We start from the raw sequence: 12,245 nt of genomic DNA on the forward strand, positions 1-12,245 counted from the left end.
TCCTCCTTTGATAAGATGAGTAAAGTATAAGGCTTAGAACGACTCTAACCGCAAGTATTTATTCGCATCTTTTATTACAATTAGTATGATTCTCAAAAAAGCATCTATTCCAGAAAGGGTTTTAGTTATATGAAAAATACGCAAAAAATAAAAAAATTATTAACTGCCTCCATCATTGCAGGAACCGTTTATGGTCTTTTAGCGCTACTTACGGGATTGATGATCAATTACAATGTCCTCTTGCTTGATGGTGTCTATACGATGGTCGGTGCGCTGATGTCTCTGATCGCATTATATATTGCTAAGTTTATCCAGACACAAGATTTTGAACGTTTTCCATTTGGAAAGGAATCACTGATGCCCTTGGTTGTTTTTATCCAATACAGTGTCATCCTATTGATTTCTTCCTATGGTCTGATTGAGTCTTTTTTCAGTTTGCTTTATGCAGATACCTATGTTGATTTGGCGATTGGCTTGCCCTTTTCTTTGTTTGGGACACTCTTTTGTTTTGTCTTTTATCTTTATTTGAAAAAAAATCCGATCAATCATTCCTTTTATAAGATGGAGCTGGAACAATGGCGCTTCGGTTTTCTATTCAGTTTAGGAGTCGTGGTCTCGATCATCGTCTCTGGTTTACTAGCAAGAACGCCATATCTTGCCATCGCACAACTGATTGACCCAGTGATTTCTATTGGAATCACCATTTTTTATATTTATCTATCGGTGACTGAAATCAAAAATGCCACATTAGAACTTACTTATGCACCCCCAAAATATGAATTACGCGAAAAAATATTGTTAGTAGTTGATAAGCTCTTGCAAAATGTCGCCATCGAAACCTATGTCTTACGAATCGCAAAAGTAGGGGATCAAGTCATTCTTGAACTAGATATCGTGATTTTACCCGATAGTGAATTAGATAGTATCCGCGCGCAAGATCATCTAAGAGATAAACTCAACCGCAAAGTAACTGAAGGTTTCTCTGACTATTCTTTATGGCTGAATATCAACTTTATCGGTGATCTCAAGTGGGCTTAAGAAAGAGCATACTTTATAAAAAAACAGAAGCTCCCCCAATACGAAAACGATTGGGAAGCTTCTGTTTTTTTCAATTGATCTGTGTTTAATTATGACCTAGAAAGGTAGATCTATTTGACAACAATCTCTTTGCTTTCAAATTGACCGAAATCAATGGTAAACGTATTGGTTTGACTATCATAGACAATACCCTCACTCGTAGACGCCACGTCAGTAAAATCACTTGGTAAACTAAGTGTTACTGGTTCAGTTTGTTGCGTTGGATTGGCAATTGTATAAACTGTTTGTTCTGCCTTCGTTTGTTTTAGTAAAGAAATTGGTTTATTCGTTTTGATTCCTACCAGTTCTCCGCCTTGTTCTTGCCAAAAATTGATGCCTAAATAACCAGATATTTTCACTTCGACTGCTTGGATTTCTTTGGTATTTTGCAAAATCGCAACTGGCTGTTTTGCTGCATAATCTGCTAATTCCGATTGAGTCTTGCCGGGCAACATCACATAAGCATATTCTGCATCTTTTGGTTGCTGTCCATGATTGATTGAGAAGGTGCGGTAGTCACCTGTATATGGTGTATCACTAGGAAATGCTTCATTGATTTCTCGATAAGTCCCTGTGCGTGTCTCACTGATCACCTCGACTGTTTCCTTCTGTGGGAAATAATAACCGATTGACGCATGTTGATGATCTGATTCTAGCAATAACCAAGAGGTCTCCTTCGTTTGTTGTGACTGATCAATCATTCCTGTATCCGAAAGTACTTGATACGTATACGAATCATTTAATAAACGATTATCGACAATTGTTTCGATTGAGGCAGTTGTATCTCCTGTAATACCAGCACCTAAGGCAATGATTTGCCCATCCAATGTAAACCATGACTTCTTCCCTTGTACATTCATCGGTAAAGTCGTTCCATTATTCTTTGTTCCTTCTTTGTTAAGAGCCATCCCTACTACACCTTGATCTCCAGCAGCGGCACCGCCTACCCATGTTTCATTTGAAGTCACTGTAGTAAATGATGAAACTTCATCTGCTAAAGGAACTGTATCAATGGTCGTACCAGGTAAACGATAAGGATCGACTGTTGGCCAATAACTCGGACCAAATTGGACTTGGTCATCATTGTAAAGATAAATCATCCCATCAGACGTATGCCAGCCTCGTTGATTTTCCAGATTTCCTGCTTCAAATGAAGAGATTCGCTTCGAATACATGCTTAATCCTAAATGGTAATTCTCTGTTCGTTGGACAAATCGATCCATTGCATGATACATCTTTGTTCCGATGAATGGTAGTTGATCGCCCATGATCGTTGTATTAGCCAATAGCTCCGTTGTCATCATCAAATCATTGTAATCTCTCGTATTTGTCAAATAATAGTCAGGATTAGACAGCATCCAATATTTTACTGCTTCTTGCAAAGCTTTTTGCTGTGTTTCAGGTGCAAATTTCGCCACGATCATTAAATTGTACATCGTTGTTGATCCGTAACCCGTTTTTGTCGCAGCGGGCGTTCGAGAAATGGAGCGTCCATTGACTAAAGGCAACATTTCACCTTGATACACTAATGGGATAAATGCCGATTGTACGTTATCAACAAAGGACTTTATTTGATCAGCTGTCAACGTATAGCGAGACTCTTTGACGATCGATAAAATTTGGCCTACGCCTTTGACTAGTACATTCCCATAAGAGCCTGTATAAGGGATCGTTTCATGCTGGATAAATGAACCATCTTGATAAAATCCATCGCCATGGGTCACCAATTTAAAGACATCTGTGATACTCTCAACTGCTTGTGTCACTTTCGCTGGATCATTTTGTAAGAGCCCTAGTCCTAAGACAGTTTGCGCTAAATCTGTGCGATTCGCACCAGTCGTTGAAAAATTTGGTATAAAATCAAGCGCGACAAAAGTTCCTTGTGATTTTGTGTAGAGTTGTTTAAATGGATCGGGTACATATTTACTCAACACAGTCGTATACTCTTGAAGTTTCTCCTCTGGCACGTCTTCATCCAGTACCATCAAAATCGCCACAAATTTTTGAGCTACTCCGATTTGCCAATCCCACCAATTGCCATGATACTTTGTTCCATCATAGCCTTTTTTTGTGATCATAAAATCTAACCCACTTTGAATCGCTTGACTGATGACTTCATCTTGATAAAAACTTGTCCCATTCGTTCCGTATGCTAACGCTAGTTTTTGCAACTTTGTAAATTGCGTGGTTAAATCTGCCGAAGCGGTATTTCCAGATTCTAATGGCCATAGATAAGTGCGGTCAGGATCTTGATTCATTGTCTCGTAAAGTTTTTCTGCTTCGTTAGAAAGAGCGTTTACATAATTGGCAATCGCTGGATTAGCTAAATCGGTCGTTGTTGACACAAGTTGATCTTTCCAGTTTTCTTTCATTGTTTGAAATTCTTCTGTCGGTTCTTCCACTTGTAGACTATTGACCGCTCCACTACGCATGGAATAAATCGTTAATTTACTCTCATTCCCAAATAACCGAATCCCTGAATAACCTGACCAGTCCCCATTGATCGTTGTCCCATCAGAATAAAGAACTTCTTGATTTTCATACAACAAACGGTCGTTCAAATATGCTTGGAACGATGTTCCTTCATATCTTAGTAACAATTTATAGGTTTGTCCTGAAATCAGTGTAGGGCCTTTGATGGCTGTCAACCATTTCCCCCCAGGCTGCCCCAATTGCCATTCACCATCGCGCATATAGGCAAACGATTGCCAGTTCGATGTCATCTGATCGTTTCCTCGAAAAACTAGTCCAAAATTGGTCTGTCCCTCATATAGAAACGTGTATTCTAGATCACCTGAGCTGCGGACACCTGCATCTAATAATAACGACACAGACTCAAATTGTTGATTGACTTTCTGGTTTGCGATCTGTAACCCATTCTCGTTGGTATATTTATCTGCTTTTCCAACAATGTCTTGCCAAGTACCCAAATGCTGCGAAAAATCTGACTCATAGTTTCCTGATGTCGTATTTTTTTGCATGTCACTCTGTGTTCCTTCTGCACCTACTTGTTGACTGTACCCTAACCCAATACCAACGAATAAACTACACCCTAATGTCACCACTAATTTTGTTGACCAACGCTTCATTTTGTTCTCCTTTTTGATTATAGATATTTTTTGAACTAAAAAAATCTGCAAGAAAGGCGCATTCTTATTTCGAACGATTCTTTCTTGCAGATCGGATCACGACCTTGCGATCACTTCATTCATTTTTTATGAATCATTTAAGCTAAGATCCCGGCAGCACTTAATGCAATCGAAAGAATCAAAATGATCCAGATCACGCGAGTTGAATTCAATTTCTTCTGACCTAACATCCAGTAAGTCAATAAGACTAATAAAACCGGTACTAATGAAGGTAAGATCGCATCTAATGTATCTTGAACAACTAACTCCACCCCATTTTGTTTGTAAACGAAAGGAACCGTTGCTTTGATAACTGACGGAATCAAGGCACCAATAACTGTGATCCCTAAAACAGTTGCTGCGTTGGTGAATGCTGTTAGTTTATTTTTCAGAGTCGTAACTAATTTAACTCCTTGCTTATAGCCAAGTGGTAATAATGCTGCTCGTCCAAAAAGTAAAGCGATATTGGCAATGATCCAGATCACACAGCCAACGACTGATCCGCTTTGTGCTAATGTACCCGCGATTGAACCAAAAATCGTTCCCCAGATGACATGGAATAATGAATCGCCTACCCCTGCCAATGAACCCATCAACGCTGTTTTCAACGCGACGATCGTATCTTTTGCTTTGTAACCATCTTCTTCTTCAATTGCCACATCGATCCCCATGATCAAGTTCCCAAAAATCGCATTCGTATTGAAAAATTGATTGTGGGTATTCATCATATCTTGTAATTGTGATTTGTCTTCCCCATAGAATTTTTTCAGTACAGGTAAAATACCATAGAGATAACCGGTACTCATCATACGCTCATAGTTCCAATTCAATTGGCTACCAAGGATATAGCGCCAACTGATGACATTCAATTCTTTTTTCGTTAACTTTTGATTACTCATCGCCATCAAAACCTCCTTCAAGTGTTCCAGTGGTTGTCACTGTTTGAGCAGTTGCTTCTTTTTCGTTATCTCGTTTGAATACTAACAATGCAGCAATAACACCAACGATTGAAATCCCAAGCATTGGTACTTGTAGATATGCTGATAAGAAGAAACCTAAAAGTAAGTAAGGAATATACTGTTTTGCTGGTAAATAATGTAAAAGGATGGCCACACCGACAACTGGTAGTACGCCACCTGCTGTACGTAATCCATTCATCAACCATTCAGGTGTATTTTCTGTGATTGTTGAGACTGCCGCATCTCCGACTAGTAACATCAATAAGATCGGGATTGCTCGAGAAAGCCCCCATAGGAATGAACCAGATAATACTAACCGTGGGATACTGTTGATACGCATATCTTCAATCGCACGATCTACACGGTGTAGCAAAAAGACATTACAGAAGCGAGCAACGACATCAAGCTGTAGCATCAGTAAGGATACTGGTACAGCTAGACCGATCCCATATTCCGCGCCTTTACCAGAAATGACAGCAAACGCCGTTCCTAATACAGCGCCAGTAAAGAAGTCGGGTACAGATGCGCCCCCAAAAGCCGCAATCCCTAAACGCATCAATTGAAGGGTTCCCCCTACCATCAAGCCAGTTTCTAAATCTCCCATGATCATCCCGGAGATCATTCCCGCAATGGCTGGTTGTGTCAACGTATTTGAAATAAGTGAATCATTGATTGCAATAAAAGCATAAACTGTAATAAGAATAATTTGATACATGGCTAAATGTTGCATGATTATTTCCTCCTAAATCACTTTCTTAGTTTTTCCATAAAATCGATGACTGGATCATTTGGTACCAGTTGAGCGGTCACTTTTATGTCTTTGGCTGCGATTGCTTCAAATACTGCTTCTTCTTCTTTCATGACCTTGATACTTTTCGTGATTTCTCTCGCACCTTCTTTGTGACTCATGTTTCCTACATTGATTGCAGCCAGCTCACCGCCCGCTTCTAAATACCGCAAGACATCTGTTGGATTTTTAAAAAGTAAAAAAATACGTTGCTTGCCATATTTTCCAGATTGAACATTTTTTGCCGCCGCAGCAACAGTTAAAACGGATAGCCGCATAGATGTAGGCGCTGCCATTCTTAATGAAGATTTTTGTAAAGAATCCATTGCCGCCTCATCATTGATCACGATGATCCGTTGTGTATTCAAACTTGTGGACCAAATTCCTGCCACTTGCCCATGAATCAAGCGTTCATCAATCCGTACATTGACAATATTCGCTTTGCCTTTAAATTCCTTATATTGTGCTAGATCTTCCTCTGCCACTTGCGTTTCTTCCGCTTCCGTTGCGATCATCTTGTTTTTGACATCTACGATACCCCCGCGTGCCAAATCGATCAACGCCTCGATCGTTGCTTGTGGATTAAGGGTCGCTTCCATGACTAAGGGTAAAGACATCCCCGCAATAATTGTAACTTCTTCATCTTCTAAGTAATTTTTTAGCGCTGTGTTGCATGGTGTCCCACCTAGCAGATCTGCAATAATCAAGGTCGAACCGTTAAGGGCTTTCATTTTCTCAGTTAATTCATGTTCAAATTGCAAATTATCGCCATCTGGTCTTAAAGAAAGTGTATGAACATGTTCTTGCACGCCAACAATCATCTCTAAACTGGCTTTGACTCCATCGGCCATGCTACCATGACTGACCAATAAGATATTTCTCATCTCTCTTCCCCCTTAAATAAACATCTAAGCTACTTAACATGTTAGCTATTGATTACGTACACTATATCACATATCAACTCAAACGTAAACCTAACATCTTAACATATTATATTTTTTTCTTAAAAAATTTAGTTCCAAAATTAATCCATTGCCACAAACAAGTTAACATGTTATGGTAAGATTAATTGAATACCGCAAAAAAAGGAGGTCTCATGTGGTGATTCCCAAATATGAACAAATTAAGCAAGAATTATTAGCTGAAATAAAAAATCATTTATTTGTTCCTGGAGATAAGTTTTACTCAGAAGCAGATATCAAGAAAAAATATTCTGTAAGCTCGATCACAGCCGTTAAAGCATTGAACGAACTTACAACCGCTGGCTATCTCTATCGCGTCCAAGGAAAAGGGACCTTTGTTTCTAAATCAAAAGTCTCTCAATCAGTCAAATTCTCTGATATCGAATTACATTCATTAGATAAAGAAAAGGTCAAGGTCGTTTCGATAGAAGAAGCGCAAGAACCTGACATTTTAGAAGAACTTGGACTACCGAAAAATGGTTCTTATTATCGCATCAAACGAGTGCGGTATTTTGAGGATATCCCTTTCCTTGTGCATATCACTCATCTGCCAAAACGTTTGGTCAAGGAACCTATTAGTAAAGACTTATCTCAATACTCCAGTATCTACGAGAGAGTGAGAAAAGATTTTGGGATCGACCTCTTCTCTCTTTCATCTGTTGAGACGAATGAAATCGTCTTTCCCGATGATCCAGAATTATTGAACTTTTTAAAGTTAAGCTTTCGCGAACCAGTCGTCAAACAAGTCAAGCATTCTTTCCTAGCTGACCGTAGCGTAGCCGAATATATCATCAGTTACAAACACTGGAAATATTTCAAAACAAAAATCGAAGTAGAAGCAGAATAAGTATAACGGTAATAGCCGTAATTTCGCATCCATTGAATTAAATAAGCAAAACCAGAAGGAATCCATCAGACCGTTCTTTGAACGTTTTGTGGATTCCTTCTTAACTATATATATCTATCCATGATCAGAGTTACCTACTTAAAAAATAAATAAGGTTATTTATTTTCCGATTTTTCTGTTTTTTTATTTTGCCATTCGCTTTTTCTGATTATTTAGGTTATACTAGTTTAAAGTTAATATGTTAACAAATTAAGAGGAGTGGTATGATGGGATTACAACAAACAAAAGATTCCCTTATTTCCATAAGCAAGTCTGTCGATAGCGCCTGGCTAGCGAAACAAATTGATTGGTGTTGCCAAAAAATCGAACATAATATGACACGCTACGGTCTAGATTTTCCGTCGGCTTGCGCAACAAATGGGATCTATCGGATCAAACCTAATGATGACTGGACGAATGGCTTTTGGACTGGCATGTTATGGTTGGCTTATGAATGGACTGGCAAAGAGAAATTTCTCGTACGCGCCATGGAAAATATCCATAGTTTCAAAGAGCGTTTAACCACACATCACGTATTAGATCATCATGATATTGGTTTCTTATATAGTTTATCTGCTGGTGCAGGCTATCGTTTGACCGACAGCTTATTATGCAAAGAAGAATTGCTTCAAGCCGCAGATGTCTTACTTGCACGTTTTCAAGAAAAAGGACAATTTATCCAAGCCTGGGGCGCGTATGGCGATCCAAAAGAGTATCGCTTGATCATCGATTCATTGATCAACTTACCTTTATTGTTCCAAGCTTCTGAGATTTCAGGTAATGATCATTATCGAGAAGTAGCAAAGAAACATTACGAAACAGTGTTACGTACCGTTGTTAGAGAAAACGCAACAACTTTCCATACGTATTATTTTGATCCTTCAACCGGCACACCAACTCACGGTGCCACACATCAGGGAAATAGCGATGCGTCGATTTGGGCACGTGGACAAAGTTGGGCTGTTCTTGGGATTCCTTTAAATGAAAGTTATTTAAGATCTTCGTCTTTACCTAAAAATTATGAAGCAATCGTTGATGTCTTTTTGACACATTTACCAGAAGACCTTGTTCCTTATTGGGATTTTGATTTCACAGATGAATATCCTTCTGACAAAGATAGTTCCGCCTTAGCGATCACCGCCTGTGGATTATTAGAAGCCGCAAAAATGGAAGCGTATCCTCAGTCTGAAGAATTAGCGAAAGGAATGCTCTACCAATTAGGCGAACATTACACATCCTTGTCCGAACCTGATAATGAAGGTCTACTACTACATGGCGTATATGCCCATGCAGAAGGTAAAGGAATCGATGAACCTAATCTTTGGGGCGATTATTTCTACCTAGAAGCTCTGATGCGTTTAGCAAAACCCTCGTGGAAAAAATATTGGTAAGGAGAAACCAACATGCAAACTTTTGAAATAAAAGAAGACTTTCTTTTAGATGGGCAACCGATCAAATTGATCAGTGGCGCCATTCACTATTTTCGTCTTCCTCAATCACAATGGGAAGATAGCTTATATAACTTGAAAGCATTGGGCGCAAATACTGTCGAAACCTATATTCCTTGGAATATCCATGAACCCAAAGAAGGCGAATTCAACTTCGAAGGAATGAATGATTTCACTGCTTTTGTTGCACTTGCTCAACAACTCGGACTAATGGTGATCCTACGTCCTTCTGTATACATTTGTGCAGAATGGGAGTTTGGCGGTCTACCCGCTTGGTTATTAAAAGAACCAGGTATTCGTTTGCGTTCGACGGATGAACGATTTATGACAAAAGTCAAAAAATACTATGATGCCTTACTGCCTAAGATCCTACCTTTGCAGATTTCAAACGGTGGCCCTGTTATCATGATCCAAATCGAGAATGAATATGGTTCTTATGGAATGGAAAAAGCGTATCTACGTGAAACGAAGCAACTACTAGAGAATGCCGGAATCACTGTTCCTCTATTTACTTCTGATGGTGCTTGGAATGAAGTATTGGATGCTGGAACGCTGATTGAAGATGATGTATTCGTCACTGGTAATTTTGGTAGTCATTCTAAAGAGAATAGTGCGGTCTTGCAAGCCTTTTTTGAGAAGCATGGGAAAAAATGGCCCTTGATGTGTATGGAATATTGGGATGGTTGGTTCAATCGCTGGGGCGAGCCGATCATCAAACGAGATGCTCAAGACCTAGCGAATGAAGTCAAAGATATGTTAGAAGTTGGTTCTTTGAATCTGTACATGTTCCATGGAGGCACCAATTTTGGTTTTTATAATGGCTGTTCTGCTCGTGGAAATACCGACTTACCGCAATTGACAAGCTATGACTACGATGCGTTGCTCACTGAAGCTGGTGAACCTACAGAAAAATATTATGCTGTCCAACAAGCAATCAAAGAAGTTTGCCCCGACGTATGGCAAGCAGAACCACGTACAAAACAATTAGACTCTCTTGGGAGTTACCCAATTGATACTAGCGTTTCTTTACTAAATACAAAAGAAACACTAGCAAAAGCGGTACCTACCGCATATCCTATGACGATGGAACAAGTCAGCAATGGATATGGCTATGTCTTATATTCCTTAGTGCTGAAAAACTATTACCATGAAAACAAAGTTCGGATCATCGAAGCAAGTGATCGAGTTTCCGTTTATGTGGACGAAACCTATCAATTGACGCAAGACCAAACAACGATCGGTGAAGAGTTCATGATCCAAGGAAAGACAGAAAGCGAAGAAATCCAATTAGATGTATTAGTAGAAAATCATGGAAGAGTCAATTATGGCTCAAAATTGAATAACCCGACCCAAACAAAAGGGATTCGTGGCGGAATCATGCAAGATATCCATTTCCATCAAGGCTATCTACATTATCCTTTGCCACTATCAGCCGAGCAACTTCAGCTGATCGACTATCAAGCTGGCAAAAATCCAGCTCACCCTTCGTTTTACCAGGTATCATTTGATGTAACAGAACCTGTAGATACGTATATTGATTGTTCCGCATATGGCAAAGGTGTTGTTTTTGTCAATGGGATCAACTTAGGGCGTTATTGGAATCGTGGCCCCATCTATTCACTTTATTGTCCAAAAGATTTCCTTAAAAAAGGGAAAAATGAAGTGGTGATCTTCGAAACAGAAGGCGTCGAGATCCACTCTTTAGATTTTCTCGCAGAACCGAAAGTTGAGCAAAGTGTTTGATAATGATAACTAAACAAAGACGAGGGTCATCATCTGATGACCCTCGTCTCTTTTCGTTGACAGTTATTCATGTTCTAATTCAATTTTCTTGGGTTGTTCTTCTGCTGGAACTTGTTCAAACTTCCGCAATAAATAAATCTTACGAATATTCAATACTAATGTTTTGATCACCGCATACACAGGGATACAGATTAACATTCCCATGATCCCAGCAACACTTCCTGCACCGATCAATACTAAAATGATCGTTAGTGGATGAATGTTCATTGTTTTTCCGAAGAGTAATGGCTTGATCACATTGCCATCCAATTGTTGGATAACAAGAATGGATAACGCCATGTAGAGTGCTTGAAATGGCGAAATAAACAGTCCGACAATAATAGCTGGTACTGCACCAATAAAAGGGCCAACGTACGGTATGATATTCGTCACTCCGCAAACGACTGCCAGCAACAAACTATATGGCTGCTTGAAAATCGTCATTGCAATAAAACTCATCACGCCAATGATCACTGCATCCACGATCGTGCTACTGATATAAGCAGATAACGTTTCATTCAACTCTCTGACCGTTTGGCGTAATTCTCCTCGAATTGCTTGAGGAAAGAAAGGCGACAACGCATCGATAAATTTATGTCCATCTTTGAACATAAATAATAAGATGAATGGGACAGTAAACAATAAAATAAAGAATTGCATCATAAAAGAAAGAATTCTTGAAACGCTCCCTGTCAGACTAACCAACAAGATATTGAACAAGTTGCTCAACGACAAGTTGGCAGACGCAAACTGTTCTTCTAGATTCAATGAACGAAACTCTTCTCTTTGCATGATCTCAGTCAACCAACGACTTGTTTCGTCTGCATATGCAGGGATACTTCTGGTTAATTGCACTGCTTGATCAACCAATTGAGGCAAGATGTTCATGATGGTCAAAAAGACGATCACTAATAAAACGATCAATGTCAATAGATAGCCCAACACGCGTGGTACTCGATGTTTTTCTAAAAACAAGACAACTGGATTAAACATGTAATAGAAAAATCCAGCAATGATCAACGGCATAATGATTGCAGATGCCATTCTCAAAATCGGGTGAAACACATTTGGCATACGTAAAATAAAGAAAACGCCAATAATCGTTAAGACTAATTCCACTGTCCAAAATAACAATTTTGACTCTTTGAACCTTGAATACATAGATATCCTCCAAATTTCATGCTTACAGATACTCTTATTTTATCATTTATTCATC

The 12,245-nt window shown here is 39.1% G+C and carries 9 protein-coding genes; 4 read left to right on the forward strand and 5 right to left on the reverse strand.

All coding sequences use genetic code 11. The features are described 5' to 3' along the window. Window positions 1-129 precede the first annotated feature (129 nt). Complete coding sequence (locus I2F89_RS08820) at window positions 130-1,038, forward strand: cation transporter (protein WP_195514218.1); 909 nt, start codon at window positions 130-132, stop codon at window positions 1,036-1,038. A 110-nt stretch (window positions 1,039-1,148) separates the two neighbouring features. Here I2F89_RS08820 and I2F89_RS08825 read toward each other — a convergent pair whose 3' ends face one another. The 4 genes from I2F89_RS08825 to I2F89_RS08840 form a co-directional block, all read right to left on the reverse strand. Beyond that, window positions 1,149-4,166, reverse strand: a complete 3,018-nt coding sequence (locus I2F89_RS08825; RefSeq protein WP_195514219.1) for a polysaccharide lyase 8 family protein — start codon at window positions 4,164-4,166, stop codon at window positions 1,149-1,151. A gap of 137 nt (window positions 4,167-4,303) precedes the next feature. Then, window positions 4,304-5,104 (reverse strand): PTS system mannose/fructose/sorbose family transporter subunit IID, encoded by an 801-nt coding sequence (locus I2F89_RS08830; protein WP_029593929.1) that lies wholly within the window; start codon window positions 5,102-5,104, stop codon window positions 4,304-4,306. Then, window positions 5,097-5,894 carry a PTS mannose/fructose/sorbose/N-acetylgalactosamine transporter subunit IIC gene (locus tag I2F89_RS08835; RefSeq protein ID WP_010734299.1) on the reverse strand — a complete coding sequence of 266 codons (798 nt, stop codon included), beginning with the start codon at window positions 5,892-5,894 and terminating at the stop codon, window positions 5,097-5,099. The genes I2F89_RS08830 and I2F89_RS08835 overlap by 8 nt, the downstream gene beginning before the upstream one ends. Window positions 5,895-5,911: 17 nt before the next feature. Then, window positions 5,912-6,835 carry a PTS mannose/fructose/sorbose transporter subunit IIAB gene (locus tag I2F89_RS08840; RefSeq protein ID WP_074799365.1) on the reverse strand — a complete coding sequence of 308 codons (924 nt, stop codon included), beginning with the start codon at window positions 6,833-6,835 and terminating at the stop codon, window positions 5,912-5,914. A 217-nt stretch (window positions 6,836-7,052) separates the two neighbouring features. Here I2F89_RS08840 and I2F89_RS08845 point away from each other — a divergent pair, with 217 nt between their 5' ends. The 3 genes from I2F89_RS08845 to I2F89_RS08855 all read left to right on the forward strand — a co-directional run bounded on the left by I2F89_RS08845 (window position 7,053) and on the right by I2F89_RS08855 (window position 10,990). Further along, entirely contained in the window at window positions 7,053-7,760 is a 708-nt protein-coding gene (locus tag I2F89_RS08845; protein WP_195514220.1) for a GntR family transcriptional regulator, read from the forward strand. 266 nt (window positions 7,761-8,026) lie between these two features. Continuing rightward, entirely contained in the window at window positions 8,027-9,190 is a 1,164-nt protein-coding gene (locus tag I2F89_RS08850; RefSeq protein WP_019722288.1) for a glycoside hydrolase family 88 protein, read from the forward strand. Window positions 9,191-9,202: 12 nt separating this feature from the next. Beyond that, complete coding sequence (locus tag I2F89_RS08855) at window positions 9,203-10,990, forward strand: glycoside hydrolase family 35 protein (protein ID WP_115358269.1); 1,788 nt, start codon at window positions 9,203-9,205, stop codon at window positions 10,988-10,990. Window positions 10,991-11,053: 63 nt separating this feature from the next. On the opposite strand, the gene I2F89_RS08860 is transcribed toward I2F89_RS08855, so the two are convergent. Continuing rightward, window positions 11,054-12,190, reverse strand: coding sequence for an AI-2E family transporter (locus tag I2F89_RS08860; RefSeq protein WP_010734294.1), 1,137 nt, complete (start codon window positions 12,188-12,190; stop codon window positions 11,054-11,056). Window positions 12,191-12,245 lie beyond the last annotated feature (55 nt).

Origin of the sequence: Enterococcus sp. 1001283B150225_161107_E12, from assembly GCF_015556925.1 — a bacterium.
Taxonomy (GTDB): Bacteria; Bacillota; Bacilli; order Lactobacillales; family Enterococcaceae; genus Enterococcus_B; species Enterococcus_B mundtii.

Excerpts from the sequence above, each read along its gene's own strand:
- I2F89_RS08820 (WP_195514218.1), top strand. The coding sequence starts at position 130 with ATGAAAAATACGCAAAAAATAAAAAAATTATTAACTGCCTCCATCATT.
- I2F89_RS08825 (WP_195514219.1), bottom strand. The coding sequence starts at position 4,166 with ATGAAGCGTTGGTCAACAAAATTAGTGGTGACATTAGGGTGTAGTTTA.
- I2F89_RS08830 (WP_029593929.1), bottom strand. The coding sequence starts at position 5,104 with ATGAGTAATCAAAAGTTAACGAAAAAAGAATTGAATGTCATCAGTTGG.
- I2F89_RS08835 (WP_010734299.1), bottom strand. The coding sequence starts at position 5,894 with ATGCAACATTTAGCCATGTATCAAATTATTCTTATTACAGTTTATGCT.
- I2F89_RS08840 (WP_074799365.1), bottom strand. The coding sequence starts at position 6,835 with ATGAGAAATATCTTATTGGTCAGTCATGGTAGCATGGCCGATGGAGTC.
- I2F89_RS08850 (WP_019722288.1), top strand. The coding sequence starts at position 8,027 with ATGGGATTACAACAAACAAAAGATTCCCTTATTTCCATAAGCAAGTCT.
- I2F89_RS08855 (WP_115358269.1), top strand. The coding sequence starts at position 9,203 with ATGCAAACTTTTGAAATAAAAGAAGACTTTCTTTTAGATGGGCAACCG.
- I2F89_RS08860 (WP_010734294.1), bottom strand. The coding sequence starts at position 12,190 with ATGTATTCAAGGTTCAAAGAGTCAAAATTGTTATTTTGGACAGTGGAA.